The organism is Jhaorihella thermophila, assembly GCF_900108275.1.
GTDB classification, from domain to species: Bacteria; Pseudomonadota; Alphaproteobacteria; order Rhodobacterales; family Rhodobacteraceae; genus Jhaorihella; species Jhaorihella thermophila.
Window position 1 is genome coordinate 424099 of sequence record NZ_FNVD01000001.1, and the last position, 23094, is coordinate 447192.

The window sequence follows — 23094 nt, forward strand, 5'->3', positions numbered from 1 at the left end:
TCATGCCCGAGGGGGGGCAATCTGGCAACTGCGGCGATTTGCTGTCAGCGGGTCGATTTCGCCCAGTCCCAGTAGAGCTCGCGCACGCGGCGGGTGACCGGTCCGATCTGGTACTGGCGCTCCTCGAAGGCCGAGACCGGCGTGACCTTGTTCATGTTGCCCGACATGAACACCTCGTCGGCCTTTTCGAAATCCTCGAAGGTCAGCACGGTTTCATGCACCTCGATCCCGTCGGCGCGCATGTTGGTGATGTGGCGCGCGCGGGTGATTCCGGCCAGGAAGGTGCCGTTGGGGATCGGCGTGAACACCACCCCGTCGCGCACCATGAAGATGTTGGCGGTGGCGGTTTCGGCCACGTTGCCCATCGCATCGGCCACCAGCGCGTTGGAAAAGCCCTTGGCGCGGGCCTCGGCCAGCATCCGGGCGTTGTTGGGGTAGAGGCAGCCGGCCTTGGCATTGACCACCGCGTTTTCCAGGGTCGGACGGCGGAACCGCGTGCGGGTCAGGGTCGCCGCGGCGGTGGGCGGCGCCATCGGGATCTCCTCCAGACAGATGGCAAAGCCGGTTTCATCGCGCTGTGGCACGATCGCCGTCGCGTCGCCGTTGATGCCCCAATACATCGGCCGGATGTAGACCGCCGCATCCGGGGCATAGGCCTTGAGCCCCTCCCACACGATATCGACCATCTCGTCGGTGCCGACCGTGGGCTCCAGCATCAGCGCCTCGGCCGAACGATTCACCCGGTCGCAATGCGCCCGCAGATCCGGCGCCATGCCGTCGAAAAACCGAGCCCCGTCGAACACGCCCGAACCCAGCCATGCGCCATGATCCGCCGCACGCATGATCGGCACGTCGCCGTCGTGCCAAGCGCCGTTGAAATATGTGCGGATGTTGGTGCCCGTCGCCATGTGATCCTCTCCGTCGCTTCGGGCGCAGACTAGGCGCGGGCGGGTCACAGGTCCAGACAGTTTCGGGCGCGCGCTCTCCGCCGGCATGCGGCACGGGCGAAACAGGCCACCGGGCATGTCGCCGCGCCGGCACGCCTGGCGGTTTTCTTTGCCGGCGGAGCCAATATAGTGCCCGCGACCGACCAGAGGAGATCCCCCGTGGCGCCGATCGAAGACCACCCGCTGCGATACGTTCTGACCAACGAACTGCATGCCCGCCCGTTCCCGGCGCTGGGGGCCAACAGCACCGTCGTGTTCCTCGCGATCAAGAAGGTGCAGGGCGCAGCCGGGCGCGACCGGAACGCCGACCTGACCCATCTCAAGGCGCTGCTCGACCGCCACGGCGCGCCCTATCCGCAGCCGGGGACCAACCACCACAGCTGCCGGATCGGCCGGCACACGCTGAAATGGGAAAGCCATACCGAGTTCGTCACCTACACCGCCTTTTCCGAGGGCCTCAGCGGCCGCGCCTTCGACCCGGTGGATTTCGGCGTCTTCCCCGCCGACTGGCTGGCGGACGCACCGGGCGCGCGGGTGACCTCGCTGGCGATTCGCATCAGCCCGCGGCCCGATGACGCCACAGTTGCGAAATTGCTCGAGGACTGGTTCGTGCCCGAAAGCCTCGCCGCCTCGCGGGTTCTCGACGACAACGCCATTGCCGCCAGCGATTTCCGCATCGACCCCGCGGGGCATGTCCGTTTCGGGATCTTCGTCAATCCCGAAACCGGCCCGCGCCGGATCGGCCGCATCGTCCAGCGCCTGTGCGATATCGAAACCTACAAGTCCATGTCAATGCTGGGCTTTTCCCGGGCTCGCGGGCTCTGGGACCGTTTGGGCGAACTTGACCGCGACCTCACCGGTCTGGTCACCGAGATGTCCGAATCCCGCGCTCCGGCCGAAGAAACCCTGAACCGCCTGCTCGAAGTCTCCACCGAGCTCGAAGCGATGGCCGCGCGCTCCGCCTTCCGCTTCTCGGCGACGGCGGCCTACGAAGCGATCGTGCACGAACGGATCGAGCTTCTGCGCGAAGAACGGCTCGAAGGGCGCCAGACCTTCCGCGAATTCATGACCCGCCGCTACGTTCCGGCGATGCGCACGGTCAAGGCGACCGAATCGCGGCTGCAGGCGCTGGCGGATCGGGCCATGCGGGCGGGCGATCTGCTGCGCACCCGTGTGGACGTGGAACGCAGCGCGCAGAATCAGGCGCTTCTGGCCAGCATGGACCGCCGCGCCGCGCTGCAACTGCGCCTGCAGCACACGGTCGAAGGTTTCTCTGTCGCAGCGATCAGCTACTACGCCGTGTCGCTGCTGAGCTATTTGCTCTACCCGTTGGCCAAGGCGACCGGCCTTTCCAAAGGGATGCTGACGGCCGCTCTCGTGCTCCCCGTGGTGCTGACGGTGTGGGCCACGATCCGCAATATCCGCAAAAGGCTCGAATGAGCTCCCTTCATCTTGCCCGAAAATACTCCGGGGGGAGGCCGCAGGCCGGGGGGCAGCGCCCCCCTTGGCCACGGCGGCCGCACGCCGGACCGGCTTGATGCTTGCCTCCTCCGCGCAATCCGCTAAACCTCGGCGCGCTTGCAAGAGGATCCCCCATGGACGCGCCGGAAAAACCCCAGATCTACCTCATCACCCCGCCGATCTTCGACGCGCCCGCCTTTGCCGACGATCTGGCGCGCGTCCTCGACGGGGCCGAAATCGCCTGCGTCCGGCTCGACATGGCGGCGACCGACGAAGGCGAACTGTCTCGCGCCGCCGACACCCTGCGCGAGGTCACCCATGCCCGCGACATCGCGATCGTGATCACCGATCACCTGCTTCTGGCCGAACGGCTGGGCCTCGACGGCGTGCACCTGTCCGACGCCTCGCGCTCGGTGCGCGCCGCGCGCAAGGCTTTGGGGCCTGATGCCATCGTCGGCTGCTTCTGCGGGGCGTCGCGGCACGACGGCATGACCGCGGGAGAGGCGGGCGCCGACTATGTCAGTTTCGGACCCGTGGGCGCGTCGCAGCTGGGCGACGGCACCACTGCCCCGCTCGAGCTGTTCCAGTGGTGGTCCGAAATGATCGAACTCCCGGTGGTCGCCGAAGGCGGCCTGACCCCGGAGCTGGTCGCGCAACTGGCGCCGCACACGGATTTCTTCGGTATCGGCCGCGAAATCTGGCGTTCCGGCGATCCGCTGGCGGCGTTGAAGACGCTAACTGCCGCGATCGATTGACCGGCGACCGACCGGCGCGCGAAGGGCACCTCCGCCATTGCCACCCCCCCTTTCCCCCGCCGGTGATCCGTGCGATAGGGTTGCCGCCAAACGGGCTCTTGCATGGGGAAACGACAATGCAGATTCGCGAGGCGCTCACCTTTGATGACGTTCTGCTGGTACCGGCCAAGTCGTCGGTGCTGCCATCCACGGCGGATACGCGCACGCGGGTGACGCGCGAGATCGCGCTGAACATCCCGCTCTTGTCCAGCGCGATGGACACGGTGACCGAGGCGCGCATGGCCATCGCCATGGCCCAGGCCGGGGGTATGGGCGTGATCCACCGCAACCTTTCGATCGAGGAACAGGCCGAAGAGGTGCGGCGGGTCAAGCGGTTCGAAAGCGGCATCGTCTACAACCCCATCACGTTGCGCCCCGATCAGACGCTTGCCGATGCCCGGGAACTGCGCGAACGCTACAACGTCACCGGATTCCCCGTGGTGGACGACGAAGGCCGCGTGGTCGGGATCGTCACCAACCGCGACATGCGCTTTGCCAGCGACGACAGGACGCCGGTCAGCGTGATGATGACCTCGGACAATCTGGCGATCCTGCGCGAACCCGCTGACCGGGACGAGGCGATCAGCCTGATGAAGGCGCGCCGCATCGAGAAACTTCTGGTGACCGACGCCACGGGCAAGCTGACCGGCCTGCTGACGTTGAAGGATACCGAACAGACGGTGCTGAACCCGACCGCCTGCAAGGATGAACTGGGTCGGTTGCGCGTCGCGGCGGCTTCGACCGTGGGCGATGCCGGATTCGAGCGCGCCCAGGCGCTGATCGAGGCGGGCTGCGACATGATCGTGATCGACACCGCGCATGGCCATTCCGAAGGGGTGGCCAAGGCGGTCGAACGGGTCAAGGCGCTGTCGAACGCGGTGCAGGTGGTTGCCGGTAACGTCGCCACGGCCGAGGCGACGCGCGCGCTGATCGACGCAGGTGCCGACGCGGTCAAGGTCGGCATCGGCCCGGGCAGTATCTGCACCACGCGGATGGTGGCGGGGGTCGGCGTGCCGCAGCTGACCGCGATCATGGATTGCGCGGCCGCCGCCGGCGACGTGCCGGTGATCGCCGATGGCGGGATCAAGTTTTCCGGCGACTTCGCCAAGGCGATCGCCGCCGGCGCCTCCTGCGCGATGGTGGGTTCGATGATCGCCGGCACCGACGAAAGCCCCGGCGAGGTGATTCTCTATCAGGGCCGCAGCTTCAAGAGCTATCGAGGCATGGGCAGCCTTGGCGCGATGGCGCGCGGCTCGGCCGACCGCTATTTCCAGAAGGATGCCGCCAGCGACAAGCTGGTGCCCGAGGGGATCGAGGGTCAGGTGCCCTACAAGGGGTCGGCCGCGACGGTGATCCACCAGCTGGTCGGGGGCCTGCGCGCGGCGATGGGTTATACCGGCTGCGCCACGATCGAGGAGATGCGCAAGAACTGCACATTCGTGCGGATCACCGGCGCCGGGCTCAGGGAAAGCCATGTCCACGACGTCCAGATCACCCGGGAAAGCCCCAATTATCGGGTCATGTGATCGGTCGGTGGCCCACGGGGACGGGTTGAGATGACGCCGGCGGCGCGGGTCCAGGCCGCGATCGAGATCCTTGACGAGATCCTCGCCGGTGCCCCGGCTGAGCGAACCCTGACCCGCTGGGCGCGGCGCAGCCGCTATGCCGGGTCGAAGGACCGCGCCGCTCTGCGGGATCTGGTGTTCGACGCCCTGCGTTGCCGGCGCTCGCTGGCCGCGCTTGGCGGGGCCGAAACGGGGCGCGGCCTGATGCTGGGTGCCTGCCGGCGCGACGGGGTCGATCCCGACACGATCTTTCAGAATGCCCGCTATGCGCCCGCGCCACTGACCTCAGCCGAGCGCGCCGCCGGGCGGCAGCCCGAAACCGCGGCCGAGCGTCTGGACATCCCCGACTGGCTCTGGCCGCGTCTTGTTGCGAGCCTGCACGATCGCGCGGCGCCGGTAGCGCAGGCGCTGCGTTCGCGCGCTCCGGTTCATCTCCGGGTGAACGTGGCACGCTGCGGCCGGGACGCGGCGATGGCGGTGCTGGCCGAAGACGGCGTGCACTGCATCCCGCATCCCGCCTCCTCCGCCGCGCTCGAGGTGGTCCGGGGCAGCCGTCGCGTTTCGTCCTCGCGGGCCTATCGGGACGGTCTGGTTGAACTGCAGGACGCAGGGAGCCAGGCCATCGCCGAGGCCTTGCCCCTGCGGGACGGGATGCGCGTGCTGGATTACTGCGCGGGTGGTGGCGGCAAGACGCTGGCCATGGCGGCGCGGGCGAGGCTTGATCTCTTTGCCCACGACGCCGCGCCAAGCAGGATGAAGAACCTTCCGCAACGCGCTGAAAGAGCGGGAGTTTCCGTCAAGATCGTGGATGCGGCAGAGGCGCGCCGCCATCGATACGATCTTGTCCTTTGCGATGTCCCGTGTACGGGAAGCGGCGCTTGGCGGCGCGCGCCCGAAGGGAAGTGGCGGCTTGGTCCGGACAGGTTGCAGACCCTGTTGCGCACCCAGGCGGGGATTCTCGACGAAACGGCCGTGCTGGTCGCGCCGGACGGCACCTTGGCCTATGCGACCTGCTCGGTTCTGCAGGAGGAAAACCACGCGCAGATCGCTGCCTTTCGGCAGCGCGAACCGGGCTGGACGCTGCGGGGCGAGTATCATTGGCTGCCCGACGCCGGGACGGACGGGTTCTATCTGGCGCTCTTGACGCGGCAGCCGGACGGCCCTTAAATCAACCCAAAGTAGAAATGTTCTGCCTTAATCGGGCTTTAACCCGAACCGGGCGACATGGACGATGACAAAGAAAAAGGCTTTGGCGCGTGTCGGAGAGACAGGTCATCATGGTGCCGAATCGAGCGGGCATGGCCCCCGCGCCTGCTCGCGTGGCGGTCATTTTTGCCGTTGTGGTGGCGGCGCTCGCGATTGTCGCGGCCACCGGGGTTGACGGGGCGGGCGCGCGGATTCCTGCCGCCGCCGCGATCACTGCGGGGCTGGCATCGCTGTTCGTCATCCTCCGCGCGCACCTGAGAAAACGGGCGGTTCTCAAGGCCTTGCAGTCTCACGCCCGGTTCATCGCGCATGACGCGGTGCCCGGTTTCGTCACTGATGGCGACGGTTTCATCTGCGTTCGCAACCCTGCCGCCATCGCCCGATATGGCGATGGCGAAGGCGACACGCTCGGGGCTGCCTTGCGAGGCATGCTCGCCGATCCCGCACCGGTCATCTTGCGGCTGGTGGCGACCGCGCGCGCCCAAGGCGCCGCCGGGGAGGAGATCGTGACCCGGATAGGTGCGATTCGTCTCGTCGTGCACAGGATCGATACCGATGTGTTCGGCTGGCGGATCGAGGATCTGCGTCCGCGTCAGGGGCAGGGTGTGAAAGCCATGGGCGTTCCGGTCATCTCCATTGGCCGGTCAGGCGCGGTCTTGTCCATGAATGATGCGGCGCGGGCTTTGATCGGCGACAAGGTCAGGCGGCTCGATCGGTTGTTCGGCGACACGTCCATTGGCGACGGGCAAATTCGAGAAATGCAGACCGCCGAGGGTCCGGTTCCGGTGGTTGCGCACCGTCACCCTGTCCCCGGTGGCCGCACGGACATCGTCTTGATCCCCTTGAGCGCCGAGGACATGCCGGCGCGCGGGGACAAGACATTCATGGGCGCGATTCCGCTCCCGATGCTCAAGCTGGACCGGAAGGGCATCATTCGCGAGATCAATTCTCATGCGGCGAAACTTCTTGGCAGCGACGTGAAACCGGGCGATTTCCTGGCCAATGCCCTGCATGGGCTGGGACGACCGATCAACGACTGGCTGAGAGAGACGGCGGAAGGCCGCGCCAACCACAAGTCGGAGTTTCTGCGTCTGGCGCGTGACGGGCAGGACGTTTTCGTTCAAGTCACCCTGACCCCGGTCGACGAGGGTGGAGAAACTGTCTTTCTCGCGCTGCTGAACGATGCGACCGAACTCAAGACCTTGGAGGCGCAGTTTGTTCAGGGGCAGAAAATGCAGGCGATCGGTCAGTTGGCCGGCGGGATCGCACATGATTTCAACAACCTGCTCACTGCGATTTCGGGTCATTGCGATCTGCTTCTGCTGCGGCATGACCAGGGTGACCCCGACTATGGCGATCTCGTGCAGATTCATGAAAACGCGAACCGGGCGGCCGCTCTGGTCAGCCAGTTGCTCGCCTTCTCGCGAAAGCAGACGCTGCGGCCGCAAGAGCTGGATTTGCGCGAAACGCTTTCGGATCTGACACATCTTCTCAACCGGCTGGTGGGCGAAAAGGTCACCCTGACCCTCAGCCACGATCCGGTTCTGCGCCCCATCCGCGCGGACAAGCGGCAACTGGAGCAAGTGCTGATGAACCTGGTCGTCAACGCGCGTGATTCGATGCCTGATGGCGGCGAAATCCGGATCGAGACCGAGGTGATTTCGCTGGACGCCCCGATGGAACGGGATCGCGTCACGGTGCCCGTCGGCGACTATGTTCTGGTCCGCGTGTCCGACCAGGGGGTCGGAATTCCCCCCGAGGTCCGCAACAAGATCTTCGAGCCGTTCTATACCACGAAAAGAACGGGCGAGGGCACGGGGCTGGGGCTCTCCACCGTATATGGAATCGTCAAGCAGACCGGCGGGTTCATCTTCGTCGACAGCGTGCCGGGGCAGGGCAGCGAGTTCACCCTGTATTTCCCGGCAAGCGAGCTTTGCGGCGAACCAGCGCCTGAGGTGCCGCCCGAGCAGCCGCAGGCGGAAATCCGCGCGCCGGCCGAGGGGGTCATTCTGCTGGTCGAGGACGAGGCGCCGGTACGCGCCTTTGCCGCCCGTGCGCTCAGGCTGCGCGGCTTCACCGTCATCGAAGCGCAATCCGCCGAGGAAGCGTTGCGCGTGCTGGAGGACGTCGATTTGCAGGTGGACGTGTTCGTCACGGATGTCGTCATGCCGGGCATGGACGGGCCGAGTTGGGTGCGCGAGGCGTTGAAGTCACGCCCCCGGGCGCGCGTGGTTTTCATGTCCGGCTACTCCGAGGGCGCATTTGGCGAAAGCGAGGAGGACATCCCCAACTCCGTCTTCCTTCCCAAACCGTTTTCGCTCAATCAGTTGACCGAAACGGTGCGCCGCCAGTTGGCGTGAGAGTCCATTCGTGCACCGGGACGCGCGGTTGTGACCGAATTGCTACCGGATGCTGTCGTAGAGTTGGAATTCGGCCGCGCACCTGCGCCTCAGACGGCGCTCGGTGCGGCCCGACAGGTTCAGCTCCATGCTGGGTGAGACGTTTTCGCGGGCGGGGCGCACTTCGGTCTGCAGACGGTTTTCGAGGAAATCGAGGAACCGGTCGAAGGCCTCGTAGCGGAACAGGTGCTTCACCGCGGTCCCATTTGGCCGGGGTTCCAGAAATTTCGCCTGGCTGCCGACGCGGGCGAATCCGGGCGGCTGCTTTTCCATGTAGGCGGCAACAAAGTCGTCAAAGGACACGTCGCGCGTGGAATTCGGGTGACCGTCCATGAGGGGACGGCGCCGATACCGATACCAGCTGCCCAGCCATGAAATCGGTTCGCGCATCACGGCGACCGTCTCCATCCGCGCGTCGCAGACTTTCTCGAACATGGGCCGAAAGAAGCGATTGTAGCGGTAGAGCGGGGCGTGCTTCAGCTCGGGCGGGTTGGAAATCACCATGTCGGCCCGATCGCGCAAGGCGGATTCGATCGCGGTCGTGCCCGTCTTGGGAACCGACAAAAGAACCAGACGTTCCTTGAAGAAAACAAGCATCTGAGCAGAAATCCCCCGTCTCGCCGGACCTGAAACTGCCGTAAACCTTGCGTTAACTCAATCCGCAATAGGCTGGGATCCGAAAAATTCGATTGAAATGTTCTCTTTTTGGTCCCATAAGGAACATGAGGTGAACAAAGCAGTCGTTGCCGGCCTTGCGCGGGTGTGACAAAAGACGGGATGACAGGACAATGGCGGATCTTCTGACGATGACCAGCAAGAACAATCCAGACAAGCAAAAGGCGCTGGACAGCGCGCTGGCCCAGATCGAACGGCAGTTCGGCAAAGGCTCGATCATGAAGCTGGGCGGCGACAACGCCATTCAGGAGATCGAGGCCAGTTCCACCGGCTCGCTGGGGCTGGACATCGCTCTGGGGATCGGCGGCCTGCCGATGGGCCGGATCATCGAGATCTACGGGCCGGAAAGCTCGGGCAAGACGACGCTCACGCTGCACTGCATCGCCGAGCAGCAGAAAAAGGGCGGGGTCTGCGCCTTTGTCGATGCCGAACATGCGCTGGATCCGCAATATGCCCGCAAGCTGGGCGTGGACCTTGACGAGTTGCTGATCTCGCAGCCCGACACGGGCGAACAGGCGCTGGAAATCACGGATACGCTGGTCCGGTCCGGCGCGGTGAACATGGTGGTCGTGGATTCGGTTGCCGCTCTGACCCCGAAATCCGAACTCGAAGGCGACATGGGCGATTCCAGCGTCGGCGTGCAGGCCCGGTTGATGAGCCAGGCCATGCGCAAGCTGACCGGCTCGATCGCGCGTTCGAACTGCATGGTGATCTTCATCAACCAGATCCGGATGAAGATCGGCGTCATGTTCGGCAGCCCCGAGACCACCACCGGCGGCAATGCGCTGAAATTCTATTCCTCGGTGCGGCTCGACATTCGCCGGATCGGCGCGATCAAGGACCGCGACGAGGTCGTCGGCAACCATACCCGCGTGAAGGTGGTCAAGAACAAGGTGGCTCCGCCCTTCAAGGAGGCCGAATTCGACATCATGTATGGCGAAGGCATTTCGAAGATGGGCGAGCTTCTGGATCTGGGCGTGAAGGCGGGCGTGGTGAACAAGTCCGGCGCGTGGTTCTCCTACGGTGACGAACGCATCGGACAGGGCCGCGAGAACGCCAAGCAGTTCCTGCGCGAACATGCCCGCATCGCCTACGAGATCGAGGACAAGATCCGCGCCGCGCACGGACTGGAATTCGACATGCCCCCGCCGGGCGAGGCAGACGACGTGCTCGAGGCCTGACCGGCCGGAGCCGGGAACCGGGGCGGGGCTTTCCCGCCCCGTTTTGTATCCCGCGCCCGCGTTGGGCTGTGGACACCGCGCGGGCAGGCGGATAAACCGGCGCAGATGCAAGACACTGCCGGGGCAGGACGCTGACATGCGCTCGTTGAACGAAATCCGATCGACCTTTCTGAATTACTTCGAACGTCAGGGGCACGAGGTGGTGCCATCGAGCCCGCTGGTGCCGCGCAACGACCCGACGCTGATGTTCACCAATTCGGGCATGGTCCAGTTCAAGAACCTCTTCACCGGGGTCGAACACCGCGACTATACCCGCGCGACCACCGCGCAGAAATGCGTGCGCGCCGGTGGCAAGCACAACGACCTGGACAATGTCGGCTATACCGCGCGCCACCATACCTTCTTTGAAATGCTCGGCAATTTCAGCTTTGGCGACTATTTCAAGGAAGAGGCGATCCCGTTCGCATGGGAGCTGATCACCAAGGAATTCGACATCCCCAAGGACCGGCTGCTGGTCACGGTCTATCACACCGACGACGAGGCCGCCGAGATCTGGAAGAAGACCGCCGGGTTCAGCGATGACCGCATCATCCGTATTCCTACGGCCGACAACTTCTGGATGATGGGACCGACCGGCCCCTGCGGCCCCTGCACCGAGATCTTTTTCGATCACGGCGAGAAATACTGGGGAGGCCCGCCGGGCACGCCCGAGGAGGACGGCGACCGCTTCGTCGAGATCTGGAACCTCGTGTTCATGCAGTATGAACAGTTCGAGGACGGCTCGCGGCGCGAGCTGGAAAAGCAGTCGATCGACACCGGCATGGGGATCGAACGGGTCGCGGCGCTATTGCAGGGCACCAACGACAACTATGCCACCGACCTGATGCGCGCGCTGATCGAGGCCAGCGCCCACGCCACCAGCACCGATCCCGACGGGCCGGGCAAGGTGCATCACCGAGTGATCGCGGACCATCTGCGCTCGACCTCGTTCCTGATTGCCGACGGGGTGATGCCTTCGAACGACGGGCGCGGCTATGTGCTGCGGCGGATCATGCGCCGGGCGATGCGACATGCGCATCTGCTGGGCGCAAAGGATCCGCTGATGCACCGGCTGGTGCCGGAACTGGTGCGCCAGATGGGCGGGGCCTATCCGGAACTCGGCCAGGCGCAGGCGCTGATCGAAGAGACGCTGAAGCTGGAAGAGACGCGCTTCAAGCAGACACTGGACCGCGGGCTGAAGCTGTTGGACGAGGAACTGGCGCATCTGCCCGAGGACGCGCCGCTGCCGGGCCAGACCGCGTTCAAGCTCTATGACACCTACGGCTTTCCGCTGGATCTCACGCAGGACGCGCTGCGCGAAAAGGGTCGGGTGGTGGATACCGGAGGCTTTGACGAAGCGATGGAGCGGCAGAAGGCCAAGGCCCGCGCCGCCTGGGCCGGGTCGGGCGAGTCGGCGGATGCGAAGATCTGGTTCGACATCGCCGACCGTGACGGCGTGACTGATTTCCTGGGCTATGACACCGAAACCGCCGAGGGCCAGATCGTGGCGCTGGTGCAGGACGGGGCCGAAGTGGTCGAGGTCGGCCAGGGCGGCAAGGTGCAGATCGCGCTGAACCAGACCCCGTTCTATGCCGAGGCTGGCGGTCAGGTGGGCGACACCGGCACGATCCGCACCGAAACGGGCGTGGCGCGCGTGACCGACACGAAGAATTCGGCCGGCGTGCATGTGCATTTCGCCGAAGTCACCGAAGGCACGATCCGCAAGGGCGAGGCGGCGGCGCTCGAGGTCGACCACGACCGGCGCTCTGCGATCCGCGCCAACCACTCGGCGACGCATCTGCTGAACGAAGCCCTGCGCGAAACCTTGGGCGACCATGTGGCCCAGCGCGGGTCGCTGAACGATGCCGACCGGCTGCGTTTCGATTTCAGCCATTCCAAGGCGCTGACGCCGGAGGAGATGGAGAAGATCGAGGCCGAGGTGAACGCGATGATCCGCCAGAACGCGCTGGTGGAAACCCGCGTGATGGCGCTGGACGAGGCGCGCGCGATCGGCGCGCAGGCGCTCTTTGGCGAGAAATACGGCGAAGAGGTTCGCGTGGTGTCGATGGGCGTGCAGCCGGGGTCGGGCCGAGGGCTCGACGGCAACACCTATTCGGTCGAACTGTGCGGCGGCACCCATGTCCGGCGCACCGGCGACATCGGCGAGTTCGTGCTGTTGAGCGACAGCGCCTCCAGCGCCGGCGTGCGCCGGGTCGAGGCGCTGACCGGCATTGCCGCGCAGAATTACGTCGCGCAGATGCGGGAGGTTCTGGGCGAATTGCAGGCCGAGCTGAAGGTCACGCCGGACAAGCTGCTGGAGCGGATCCGCGCCGATCAGGCCAAGCTGCGGGAGCTGTCAAACGAGGTGGCGCAGCTGCGCCGCGAACTGGCGATGGCCGGCGGGGGGGCGTCCGCGCCCGAGACCCGCGAAGTGGGCGGCGTGCCCTTCGTCGCGCAGGTTCTGACCGGCGTGACGGGCAAGGATCTGCCGCCGCTGATTGACGAACACAAGGCGCGGCTGGGCAGCGGGGCGATCCTGCTGATCGCCGACACCGGCGGCAAGGTGGCGGTCGCCGCCGGCGTCACGCCGGATCTGACCGACCGGGTGTCCGCGGTGGATCTGGTGCGCGCGGCGGTGGCGGAACTGGGCGGCAAGGGCGGCGGCGGCCGACCCGACCTCGCGCAGGGTGGCGCCCGGGATGCGGCCAATGCGGAGGCGGCGATCAAGGCCGCGGAAAAGGTGCTGGAGGGCTGAAATGGGGGCTTTGTGGATCGCGCATGTGACGGTCACCGACGAGGAAGAGTACGCCAAATATGCCGCGATCGCCACGCAGGCGATCGCCGAGCATGGCGGCGTGTTCATCGCCCGCGGCGGGCGGTACATCCAGCTGGAGGGGCAGGAACGGCCGCGCAACGTGGTGGCGCGGTTCCCATCGGTCGAGGCGGCCGAGGCCTGCTACAACTCGCCCACCTATCAGCGGGCGCTGCAGCACGCGCACAATGCCTCGGAGCGCGAACTGCTGGTCGTGGAAACCGACGAGTGAGGCACCGGCGGGGCGTGGTCGCGTCTTGATCGGTCGGTTGCGCGCTGCGATGCGGGGTACTGTTTCCGAGGGTATTTGATGCGGGGGGCTCTGCCCCCCGCACCCCCCGGAGTATTTCCGGCAAGATGAAGGAAAGAAGGGCCGCGCCGCTCCAAACCGCGCCACGCGCGGCCGTCCTGCGAGGCGCGCGAGTTCGGGCAAGTGGCGCGGTGGCCTAGCCAGCTGCGCGTGCGGCGCGTTTGCGTTCATGCGGGTCGAGGAACCGTTTGCGCAGGCGGATCGCGTTGGGCGTGACCTCGACCAGCTCGTCGTCGTCGATATAGGCGATCGCCTCTTCCAGCGACATCTGCACCGGCGGGGTCAGTCGCACCGCGTCGTCACTGCCCGAGGCGCGGATATTGGTCAGCTTCTTGCCCTTGAGCGGGTTCACCTCCAGATCGTTGTCGCGGGAATGTTCCCCGATGATCATGCCCTGGTAGACATCCGTCTGCGGGCCGATGAACAGCCGGCCGCGTTCTTCGAGGTTCCACAGCGCGTAGGCGACCGACTGTCCGGCCTCCATCGAGATCAGAACGCCCGCGCGGCGGCCCGGAATCGGCCCCTTCCAAGGCGCCCAGCCGTGGAACACGCGGTTCAAAACCCCGGTGCCGCGCGTGTCGGTCAGGAATTCGCCGTGATAGCCGATCAGCCCGCGCGACGGCACCAGCGCGATGATCCGTGTCTTGCCGTGGCCCGAAGGCTTCATCTCGATCAGCTCGCCCTTGCGCGTGCCGGTGATCTTTTCGATCACCGCGCCGGCATAATCGTCGTCCACGTCGATGGTGACTTCCTCGATGGGCTCCAGCTTTTGCCCGTTCTCCTCGCGGAACAGCACCTGCGGGCGCGAGATCGACAGCTCGAACCCTTCGCGGCGCATGTTCTCGATCAGAACGCCCATCTGCAGCTCGCCCCGTCCGGCGACCTCAAAGGCCTCGCCGCCCGGCGTGTCGGTGACGCGGATCGCCACGTTCTGTTCGGCCTCGCGCAGGAGCCGTTCGCGGATCACCCGGCTTTGCACCTTTTTTCCATCGCGGCCTGCGAGCGGGCTGTCGTTGATGCCGAAGGTCACGGTGATGGTCGGCGGGTCGATCGGCTGGGCGGGCAGGGCCTCAGTCACCTGCGGGTCCACCAGACTGTCGGCCACGGTGGCGCGGCTCATGCCGGCAATGGTGACGATGTCGCCGGCCTCGGCCTGCTCGATCGGCTGTTGCGCAAGCCCGCGAAAGGCGAGGATGCGGGTCACCCGGAAGGTTTCGATCTGCTCGCCCTCGCGGCTGAGCGCCTTGAGCGTCTGCCCGGTCTTCAACGTGCCCGATTCCACCCGGCCCGTCAGGATCCGGCCGATAAAGGGATCGGCGCCCAGCGTGGTGGCCAGCATGCGGAACGGTTCGTCCTTGCGCGCGATCTGGGCCGGCGGCGGCACATGGCGCAGGATCAGGTCGAAAAGCGCGGTCAGATCCTTGCGCGGCCCGTCCAGTTCCGCGTCGGCCCAGCCCGACCGGCCCGAGGCGTAGAGATGGGGAAAGTCCAGCTGTTCGTCATCGGCGCCGAGGTTCGCGAACAGGTCGAACACCTCGTCCAGGGCGCGGTCGGGTTCGGCATCGGGCTTGTCCACCTTGTTCAGCACCACGATCGGACGCAGCCCCAGCGCCAGCGCCTTGGAGGTGACGAACTTGGTCTGCGGCATCGGGCCTTCGGCGGCATCGACCAGCAGCACGACGCCATCGACCATGCTCAGGATCCGTTCGACCTCGCCGCCGAAATCCGCGTGGCCGGGGGTGTCCACGATGTTGATGCGGGTGCCGTTCCATTCCACGCTGGTCGCCTTGGCCAGGATGGTGATTCCGCGTTCGCGTTCCAGGTCGTTGCTGTCGAGCGCGCGCTCGGCCACGGCCTGGTTTTCGCGGAAGGCGCCGGATTGCTTGAGCAGCTCGTCCACCAGCGTCGTCTTGCCGTGGTCCACGTGAGCGATGATTGCGATGTTTCGCAGGTCCATGTTCATGCCTCGAAGGGGAAGGTTGACCCGGCGCATACCGCCTTGGGCGCGCAAAGGCCAGAGGGAAAGCGCGCCGGATCAGTGACCGGAGGTGGCCGAGAACAGGTGGATCACCAGGATCCCCGCGATGATGAGGCCCATCCCCAGCACCGCCGGCAGGTCGAGCCGCTGGCCGAAGATCACGAAGCCCAGCGCGGCGATGAACACGATGCCCAGCCCCGACCAGATCGCATAGACGATCCCCACGGGCATCGCCTTGAGCGCGAAGGACATGAAGTAGAAGGACAGCGCATAGGCGGCCACGACCAGCACAGAGGGGCCGGCCCGGGTGAACTGCTGGCTGGCCTGGAGCGCGGTCGTGCCGACGGTTTCGGCGGCGATGGCGAGGAAAAGGTAAAGATAATGGACGGGCATCTGGGTTCTCTCGGATGACTTTTTAGCCGGATGGCCGACCCGGCGCCGCGAGTCCAGCATGAACTTTTCCTTCGTGACAGGCGCGCGGCAATTGGTGCGTCCACCCGGTCGCGCAGCGGCAGGTCTTGCCGATCGCGCCGGGCTCGATCAGGGTCGGGCGGGAATGCCGCCAGCTGAAGGAGGAGAAGACATGCAACCGATGCGGTTCATCGTGGGCAGCCGCGATTGCGACGAACTGGGGCATCTGAACGTGTCCGGCTACATCTATTACTGCAACCGGGCCGGCAGTGCCTTCATGCGCGACATCGGCTGGCCGCCGGGGCAGGGCAATGGCGGGCGGCGCTATTCCTTTGCGGCGGTTCACGTGGTCAGCGACTATCTGGCGGAGGTGCGCGAAGGTCAGGCGATCCTCGTGCGGGCCGGGGTGGCGAAGATCGGGGGAAAGTCGGTGACATTCGACAACCGGATCACGCTGGAGGACGGCACGCCAGTTTTCCGCAGCCTTTGGAAATCGGCGCTGATGGACCTGGACACGCGCCGCGCGGTCGAAGTGCCCGACGATCTGCGGTCGGCGTTGGAGGTCGGGCTCGTGGCCCGCTATTGGGGGAAATGACGCCGGAACAGGCCGAATGGCCGGACGGCGTGCGGATTCCGGGTGGATTGTTTCCGGGGCGGATCCAATTAACTGGTTGAGTTTGACGCTGCGGCCACTTGGTGTGGCATGCTCCACGTCTCTGTCATTTCCGAAAGGTGCGATGATGCCCAAGGTGCTGCAACATTCCGGACATGTCTTGTCGCAGTTGGGACAAGAGGTGGCCCAGGCATGGTCGCTTTTGATTGAACAGTATCGCAACGACAGACGCCTGCGGATTTTTGCGCGCGAGCTCGTTTCGGCGAATCTTCTGTTGATTTTCCTGCCGGCGGCAGTGATCTGGGCCGGAGGGGCGGGGCTGATCGCCGTGCCCGATACGGATTTTCTGCATCCCGGCCGTGACGGATCCCTGCCGGAGATGTTCAACTATGCCCAGACTGGTCTGACGGCCGCTTTCCTGTTCCTGGCGTGGCGGAGCGGGGAGTCTCTTGCCTGTCTGGCCTGGGCCGCGCTGTTCGTCTTTGTCTTGCTGGACGATTCCCTGCAATACCACGAACATATGGGCGAATGGCTGGCCCGCGTGCTGGCGCTGACCGACCGGGACGGGCTGCGCGCGGTGGATTTCGGGGAGCTGCTGGCCTGGGTGCTGGCCGCCGCCGTGCTGTTGCCCCTTGTGGCGGTTTCGGCGCTGCGCACTGCGGGCCGGGAGCGCGGCTTTGCCATCCTGATCGGGGCGGTTTTTTCGGCGCTGGTCTTTTTCGGGCTCGCCGTGGACATGCTGCACCAGTTCACGGGGCTTCGGGCGCTGACGCTGCTGGAGGACGGTGGCGAGATGCTGTCGATCGCCGCCGCCTGTATCCTGTCCTTCGGCTGGTATCGTCTGGGTCGCGCCAACCCCGGGCGATGACGTCACCCGCCTTTGCGTTCGTCTGCCCCCTCGGCGGTGTCGGAAGGCCGGGCCTTTCCCGCCTTCAGCTCCCGGGCGCGGCGCACCAGAAACCGGCGGCCGGTGCGTTCGGCCAGCCGCACGCGGATCTCGGTCAGAAAGGCCTCTTCCAGCGTCTGCGACGAGGCGCCGAGCACATTGGCCACCTCGACATAGAGGCGGTCCTCGCCCGTGGCGTCCATGACCGCCAGCGTGTCCTCGGCCAGTTTCGCCGCCAGGGTTTCGATCGTGCCCATCAGCGCGTGGTTTCGGTCAGCCTGCGTTTGACATAGTCGGTCACGTTGTCGATCAGAGTATCCATGTGCGCGCCCTGAAAGAAGTGGTCCGCGCCCTCGATTTCGTGATGCGTGATCGTGATGCCCTTCTGTTCCTGCAGCTTGCCGACCAGGGAGCGCGTGTCCTGCGGCGGGGCGACCCGGTCGGCCAGCCCGTTGATGATGAGCCCCGAGGCCGGGCAGGGCGCCAGGAACGAGAAGTCATACATGTTGGCCGGCGGCGCGACGCTGACAAAGCCGGTAATCTCCGGCCGGCGCATCAGAAGCTGCATGCCGATCCAGGCGCCGAAGCTGAAGCCGGCGACCCAGCAGTGTTTCGAGTTCTGGTTCATCGACTGGAGATAGTCGAGCGCAGAGGCGGCATCGCTGAGTTCGCCCACCCCCTGATCGTATTCGCCCTGGCTGCGGCCCACGCCGCGGAAATTGAAGCGCAGGACCGTGAATCCCATGTTGTAGAAGGCGTAATGCAGGTTGTAGACGACCTTGTTGTTCATCGTGCCGCCGAATTGCGGATGCGGGTGCAGCACGATGGCGATGGGAGCATCCTTTTCCTTTTGCGGGTGATAGCGGCCTTCCAGGCGGCCTTCGGGTCCGGGAAAGATGACCTCGGGCATGGGCAGTCGTTGTCCTGTTTCTTGCTCTGGTCGGGTGTCCCATCGAATTCTTGACGAAATCTCTAGGAAACCTTAGAACAGTTCTAACCATTGGCGCTCGGTGGTCGAGCGCGCCGTCTTTGCGCACATACGCATTGGCGGGTGAAACGTCAACGTTCCGGCCTCTCTCCCAGAGAGAATCCTGCGCGGAAGCAAAGGGCTTGAGATGAAGCTTTCGACCAAGGGGCGGTATGCGATGGTGGCCTTGGTTGACATCGCATTGCAGCCGGAGGGGCAATTGGTGAGCTTGGCCGAGATTTCCGAGCGCCAGGCGATTTCGCTGCCGTATCTGGAGCAGCTTTTCGTCAAGCTGCGCCGCGCGGGATTGGTGGAGTCGGTGCGGGGGCCGGGCGGTGGTTACCGTCTGGCGCGACCGGCGTCCGAAATCCGGGTGGTGGATGTTCTGACCGCGGTCGATGAAACGGTGGACGCGATGCACAAGGGGGCCGGGGCCTCCGGTGCGTCGTCGGGCAGCAAGGCGCAGTCCCTGGCCAACAGGTTGTGGGAATCGCTGAGTGCGCATGTCTATGTGTTTCTGCATCAGACCCGGTTGTCGGACGTGATCGAGAATGAACTGGCGCCCTGCCCGGCGGTGCCGACGCTGTTTTCCGTGGTGGATTCGGAATGAGATTTTTCGACGAAAAATCTCGGGGGGCGCTGCCCCCGTCGCGCGCGGCGCGACTCCCCCGGGATATTTGGAGCAAGAGGAAGTGACCGGGCGGGTCTATCTGGACTGGAATGCGACGGCGCCCTTGCGGGCCGAGGCGCGGGCGGCGATGGTGGCGGCGATGGATGTGGTGGGCAACCCGTCATCGGTTCACGCCGAGGGGCGCGCGTCCAGGGCGCTGGTCGAACGGGCGCGCGCGCAGGTGGCTGCGGCATTCGGTGCGGAGGGTGCGGATATCGTGTTCACCTCGGGCGCGACCGAGGCGGCGGCACTGGCCTGCGCGGGGCGCGGGCTGCATGGCGCGGCGATCGAGCATGATGCGGTCAGGGCTTGGATCGAAGAGGATTTGCCGGTGTCCGAATCCGGCCGGGTGGTGGTTGAACGGCCTTGGCAGTCGGTGTTGCAGATGGCCAATTCCGAAACCGGGGTGGTGCAGGAGTTGCCCGAAGGTCTGGCGGTGACCGACGCCACGCAGGCGTTCGGCAAGCTGCCGATTGCCTTCAACTGGTGTGGGGCCGAGATGGCGCTGATTTCCGCGCACAAGCTGGGCGGGCCGAAGGGGGTCGGCGCGCTGGTTTTGCGGCGGGGGCTGGATGTCGAGGCGCGCATGCGCGGCGGTGGACAGGAAATGGGCCGCCGCGCCGGGACCGAGAACGTGATCGGCATTGCCGGCTTCGGAGCCGCTGCCGAGGCGGCGGCCCGCGATCTTGCCGACGGCGTGTGGGAGCGTGTCGCCGAGATTAGAAGTATTCTAGAATCAGCTATTGAGAGCTCGGCAAAAAAGAGTATTTTTGTCGGGAAAGACTCGCCGCGCCTGCCCAATACGCTTTGCCTTGCCACGCCGGGCTGGAAGGGTGAAACGCAGGTGATGCAAATGGATCTGGCCGGTTTCGCGATCAGCGCGGGGTCGGCCTGTTCCAGCGGCAAGGTTCGCGCCAGCCGGGTGTTGACGGCGATGGGATATGACGAGTCGGTGGCCGCCGGCGCGATCCGCGTTTCCCTTGGGCCGGAGACGACCGCGGAAGACGTGCTGCGCTTCGCCGAAGCGTGGCTGAAGATGGAAAAGAAGCATCGCGCCCGGGCGGCGTGAGGTCAGGAGAGAAGACGATGGCCGCATTGGACAACAGCGAAGTCAAGGAAGGCGTCGATCGGGAAACCGTCGAAGCCGTGCGCGAGGTGGGCGGCGCCTACAAGTATGGCTGGGAGACCGATATCGAGATGGAATACGCCCCCAAGGGGGTGAATGCCGATATCGTGCGTCTGATCTCGGAGAAGAACGACGAGCCGGCGTGGATGACCGAGTGGCGCCTGGCGGCGCTGGCGCGCTGGGAGAAGATGGAAGAACCCAAATGGGCCATGGTCCATTATCCCGAGATCGATTTTCAGGACCAGTATTACTATGCCCGCCCCAAGAGCATGGAGAAGAAGCCCAAGTCGCTGGACGAGGTCGATCCCAAGCTGCTGGCCACCTATGAAAAGCTGGGCATCCCGCTGAAGGAGCAGATGATCCTGGCCGGGGTCGAGGGCGCCGAAGCGGCGCCGCAGGAGGGCCGCAAGGTGGCCGTGGATGCGGTGTTCGATTCGGTGTCGGTGGGCACCACCTTCCAGGAGGAACTGAAGAAGGCGGGCGTGATCTTCTGTTCCATTTCCGAGGCGATCCGCGAGCACCCCGAACTGGTGAAGAAATATCTGGGCAGCGTGGTGCCGCCCACGGACAATTTCTATGCCACGCTGAACTCGGCCGTGTTCTCGGACGGATCGTTCGTCTATGTGCCGCCCGGCGTGCGCTGCCCGATGGAGCTGAGCACCTATTTCCGCATCAATGCCGAAAATACCGGCCAGTTCGAGCGCACGCTGATCATCGCCGACAAGGGGTCCTATGTGTCCTATCTGGAAGGCTGCACCGCGCCGCAGAGGGATACGGCACAGCTGCACGCGGCGGTGGTGGAGATCATCGTCGAGGAAGACGCCGAGGTGAAATATTCCACCGTCCAGAACTGGTATCCGGGTGACGAAAACGGCAAGGGCGGCATCTACAACTTTGTCACCAAGCGCGCCGATTGCCGGGGCGACCGGTCCAAGGTGATGTGGACGCAGGTGGAAACCGGCAGTGCCGTGACCTGGAAATACCCGTCCTGCATCCTGCGCGGCGACGACAGCCAGGGCGAGTTCTACTCGATCGCCATCACCAACAACTGGCAGCAGGCCGACACGGGAACCAAGATGATCCATCTGGGTCGCAATACCCGGTCGCGCATCGTGTCCAAGGGGATCAGCGCGGGCCACGCCCAGAACACCTATCGCGGGCTGGTGTCGATGCACCCGAAGGCGAAGAATGCCCGCAACTATACCCAGTGCGACAGCCTGCTGATCGGGGACAAGTGCGGCGCGCACACCGTGCCCTATATCGAGGTGCGCAACAACTCGGCCCAGGTCGAACACGAGGCGACCACCTCCAAGGTGGACGAGGATCAGCTGTTCTACTGCCGCCAGCGGGGCATGGACGAGGAAGAGGCCGTGGCGTTGGTGGTCAACGGGTTCTGCAAGGACGTCTTGCAGGCCCTGCCGATGGAATTCGCCATGGAGGCGCAGCAGCTGGTGGCGATCTCGCTCGAGGGTTCGGTGGGCTGATGGCGGACGGCGGCGGCCAAAAGGACTCGCGCGCGCGGCGTATGCTCGAGCAACGGATCGGGTTTCTTCAGGACGCGCTGAAGCCCGAGCGTCCGCTGCGCATCGTCGATGTCGGCGCCAATCCGATCAACCGTCCCGATTACCAGGATCTTCTTGAGATCGGCGGCTGCGAGGTCTGGGGCTTCGAGCCGGAGGAAAGCGCCTTTGCAGCCCTGCAAGAGACGGCGGGGCCCGGCCGCCATTATGTCCAGCGCGCCGTCGGGCGCCCGGGCAAGGGGGTCTTTCATCATCACCCGATGACCGGGCTGGGCTCGCTGTTTCCGGTGCGCGAAAAGTCGGTGAAATTCCTCGGCCATCCGCGCTGGTTCAAGCCCGAGGCGCAGAAATCCGAAATCGACCTGGTCTCGCTGGACGAACTGGACGAACTGCCGCGGCCCGACCTACTGAAGATCGACATTCAGGGCGGCGAGCTGGACGTGATCCGGACCGGGCGCGACAAGCTGTCCCACGCGGTCTGCATCATTCCCGAAGTGCGGTTCTATCGCATCTACGACGACGAACCTCTCTGGGCGCCGCTGGATCAGGAACTGCACGATCAGGGCTTCGTGCTGCACAAGCTTCTGTTCGCCAAATCCACCGTGATCGGCAATTCTCAGCGGGTCCGGATGAAGAACCCGGTGTTCCGAAACCAGCTGATCGACGGGGACGCGGTCTATATCCGCAACCCCGAGTTCACCGAGGAATGGGAGGACGAGCAGCTCAAGCAACTGGCCATCGCGTCGGCGGGGGTGTTCCGCAGTTTCGACCTGACCGTGTTCTGCCTCGATCGGCTGGTCGAGCGCGGCGCCGTCGCCGGTGACGTGCCGGCGCGGTTCATGGACAGTCTGCCCCGCTGGGTTCATTCGGAGGGATGAGACGTGCCGGATGGATCCATGACCCCGCTTGTGAGGGACGATGACATGGCGGATCGCTTGCGGGAACAGGCAGCGCGGCCCGTTCTGACCATGCCCGAGGCCGAGGCCGGGGCGGTGCGGTCGGCCTATCGGGCGGCCCGCGTGATTCTCGAATACGGCTCGGGCGGGTCCACCGTTCTGGCGGCCGAGATGCCGGGCAAGCATGTGACCAGCGTCGAAAGCGACCGCCGCTGGGCGCGGATGATGAAGCAGTGGTTCCGGCAGAACCCGCCGGCCAAGGATACGACGGTCGAGGTGATCTGGTCCAATATCGGGCCGACCCGGGACTGGGGCCAGCCCAAGGACCAGGGCGCATGGCACCGCTTTGCCCGTTATCCGCTGGGCGTGTGGCGGCGCGAGGATCTGCCGCATCCGGACGTGGTTCTGGTGGACGGCCGATTCCGGATCGGCTGCGCGCTGGCCACCGCCTTCAACATCCGCCGGCCGGTGACGCTGCTTTTTGACGACTATGCCGGCCGCAAGTGGTTCCACCAGGTCGAGGACTTTCTGGGCGCGCCCTTGATGGTGGGACGCATGGGCGTGTTCGAGGTCGAGCCGCAGCCCGTGCCGCCCCACCGGCTGCTGGACGTGATCCGCTTCATGCAGCGGCCCTGAGA

At 65.4% G+C, this 23094-nt stretch carries 21 protein-coding genes; 15 read left to right on the forward strand and 6 right to left on the reverse strand.

Going from position 1 to position 23094, the window contains the following annotated elements; translation table 11 throughout:
* Positions 1-44 precede the first annotated feature (44 nt).
* A complete protein-coding gene (locus C4S70_RS02080; RefSeq protein WP_104006431.1) occupies positions 45-908 on the reverse strand; it encodes a branched-chain amino acid aminotransferase in 864 nt (287 codons plus the stop codon).
* Between the two features lie 198 nt (positions 909-1106).
* On the opposite strand from C4S70_RS02080, the gene C4S70_RS02085 reads away from it, so the two are divergent.
* The 5 genes from C4S70_RS02085 to C4S70_RS02105 all read left to right on the forward strand — a co-directional run bounded on the left by C4S70_RS02085 (position 1107) and on the right by C4S70_RS02105 (position 8333).
* Complete coding sequence (locus C4S70_RS02085) at positions 1107-2387, forward strand: DUF3422 family protein (protein ID WP_104006432.1); 1281 nt, start codon at positions 1107-1109, stop codon at positions 2385-2387.
* 155 nt (positions 2388-2542) lie between these two features.
* A complete protein-coding gene (locus C4S70_RS02090) occupies positions 2543-3163 on the forward strand; it encodes a thiamine phosphate synthase (protein ID WP_104006433.1) in 621 nt (206 codons plus the stop codon).
* Positions 3164-3279: 116 nt separating this feature from the next.
* The gene (gene guaB, locus C4S70_RS02095; protein ID WP_104006434.1) at positions 3280-4728 is read left to right on the forward strand and encodes an IMP dehydrogenase; all 1449 of its coding nucleotides are present in this window, start codon (positions 3280-3282) and stop codon (positions 4726-4728) included.
* Positions 4729-4758: 30 nt separating this feature from the next.
* On the forward strand, positions 4759-5934 hold the full coding sequence (locus C4S70_RS02100) for an RsmB/NOP family class I SAM-dependent RNA methyltransferase (RefSeq protein WP_104006435.1): 1176 nt from the start codon (positions 4759-4761) through the stop codon (positions 5932-5934).
* 110 nt (positions 5935-6044) lie between these two features.
* Positions 6045-8333: an ATP-binding protein gene (locus C4S70_RS02105; RefSeq protein WP_104006436.1), complete on the forward strand. Its 2289-nt coding sequence runs from the start codon at positions 6045-6047 to the stop codon at positions 8331-8333.
* Between the two features lie 42 nt (positions 8334-8375).
* Here the strand turns inward: C4S70_RS02105 and C4S70_RS02110 are convergent, their stop codons facing one another.
* Complete coding sequence (locus tag C4S70_RS02110) at positions 8376-8969, reverse strand: gamma-glutamyl kinase (RefSeq protein WP_104006437.1); 594 nt, start codon at positions 8967-8969, stop codon at positions 8376-8378.
* Between the two features lie 191 nt (positions 8970-9160).
* Here C4S70_RS02110 and recA point away from each other — a divergent pair, with 191 nt between their 5' ends.
* The 3 genes from recA (at position 9161) to C4S70_RS02125 (ending at position 13311) form a co-directional block, all read left to right on the forward strand.
* The gene (gene recA / locus C4S70_RS02115) at positions 9161-10228 is read left to right on the forward strand and encodes a recombinase RecA (protein WP_104006438.1); all 1068 of its coding nucleotides are present in this window, start codon (positions 9161-9163) and stop codon (positions 10226-10228) included.
* Positions 10229-10364: 136 nt separating this feature from the next.
* The gene (gene alaS, locus C4S70_RS02120; RefSeq protein ID WP_104006439.1) at positions 10365-13022 is read left to right on the forward strand and encodes an alanine--tRNA ligase; all 2658 of its coding nucleotides are present in this window, start codon (positions 10365-10367) and stop codon (positions 13020-13022) included.
* Between the two features lies 1 nt (position 13023).
* Positions 13024-13311: a DUF1330 domain-containing protein gene (locus C4S70_RS02125; protein ID WP_104006440.1), complete on the forward strand. Its 288-nt coding sequence runs from the start codon at positions 13024-13026 to the stop codon at positions 13309-13311.
* 214 nt (positions 13312-13525) lie between these two features.
* Here C4S70_RS02125 and typA read toward each other — a convergent pair whose 3' ends face one another.
* Both typA and C4S70_RS02135 read right to left on the reverse strand, forming a co-directional pair.
* Complete coding sequence (typA, locus tag C4S70_RS02130) at positions 13526-15346, reverse strand: translational GTPase TypA (protein ID WP_104006662.1); 1821 nt, start codon at positions 15344-15346, stop codon at positions 13526-13528.
* Between the two features lie 78 nt (positions 15347-15424).
* Positions 15425-15760: a DMT family transporter gene (locus tag C4S70_RS02135; RefSeq protein WP_104006441.1), complete on the reverse strand. Its 336-nt coding sequence runs from the start codon at positions 15758-15760 to the stop codon at positions 15425-15427.
* A gap of 190 nt (positions 15761-15950) precedes the next feature.
* Here C4S70_RS02135 and C4S70_RS02140 point away from each other — a divergent pair, with 190 nt between their 5' ends.
* Together C4S70_RS02140 and C4S70_RS02145 are read left to right on the forward strand one after the other, a co-directional pair.
* Positions 15951-16373 carry an acyl-CoA thioesterase gene (locus tag C4S70_RS02140; protein WP_160114834.1) on the forward strand — a complete coding sequence of 141 codons (423 nt, stop codon included), beginning with the start codon at positions 15951-15953 and terminating at the stop codon, positions 16371-16373.
* A 199-nt stretch (positions 16374-16572) separates the two neighbouring features.
* Positions 16573-17259: a hypothetical protein gene (locus C4S70_RS02145; RefSeq protein WP_146064166.1), complete on the forward strand. Its 687-nt coding sequence runs from the start codon at positions 16573-16575 to the stop codon at positions 17257-17259.
* 2 nt (positions 17260-17261) lie between these two features.
* Here the strand turns inward: C4S70_RS02145 and C4S70_RS02150 are convergent, their stop codons facing one another.
* On the reverse strand, positions 17262-17534 hold the full coding sequence (locus C4S70_RS02150) for a hypothetical protein (RefSeq protein WP_104006444.1): 273 nt from the start codon (positions 17532-17534) through the stop codon (positions 17262-17264).
* Positions 17534-18187 (reverse strand): alpha/beta hydrolase, encoded by a 654-nt coding sequence (locus C4S70_RS02155; protein ID WP_104006445.1) that lies wholly within the window; start codon positions 18185-18187, stop codon positions 17534-17536. Before C4S70_RS02155 ends, C4S70_RS02150 begins: the two co-directional genes overlap by 1 nt.
* Positions 18188-18392: 205 nt before the next feature.
* Between C4S70_RS02155 and iscR the strand changes: the two genes are divergently transcribed.
* From iscR to C4S70_RS02180, 5 genes are all read left to right on the forward strand, one after another.
* Positions 18393-18854: a Fe-S cluster assembly transcriptional regulator IscR gene (gene iscR, locus C4S70_RS02160; RefSeq protein WP_104006446.1), complete on the forward strand. Its 462-nt coding sequence runs from the start codon at positions 18393-18395 to the stop codon at positions 18852-18854.
* Between the two features lie 82 nt (positions 18855-18936).
* Entirely contained in the window at positions 18937-19983 is a 1047-nt protein-coding gene (locus C4S70_RS02165; protein ID WP_235003644.1) for a cysteine desulfurase family protein, read from the forward strand.
* Between the two features lie 17 nt (positions 19984-20000).
* Complete coding sequence (gene sufB, locus C4S70_RS02170) at positions 20001-21524, forward strand: Fe-S cluster assembly protein SufB (protein WP_104006448.1); 1524 nt, start codon at positions 20001-20003, stop codon at positions 21522-21524.
* A gap of 41 nt (positions 21525-21565) precedes the next feature.
* A complete protein-coding gene (locus C4S70_RS02175) occupies positions 21566-22438 on the forward strand; it encodes an FkbM family methyltransferase (protein WP_160114835.1) in 873 nt (290 codons plus the stop codon).
* 18 nt (positions 22439-22456) lie between these two features.
* The gene (locus C4S70_RS02180; RefSeq protein WP_235003645.1) at positions 22457-23092 is read left to right on the forward strand and encodes a hypothetical protein; all 636 of its coding nucleotides are present in this window, start codon (positions 22457-22459) and stop codon (positions 23090-23092) included.
* Positions 23093-23094: the final 2 nt, after the last annotated feature.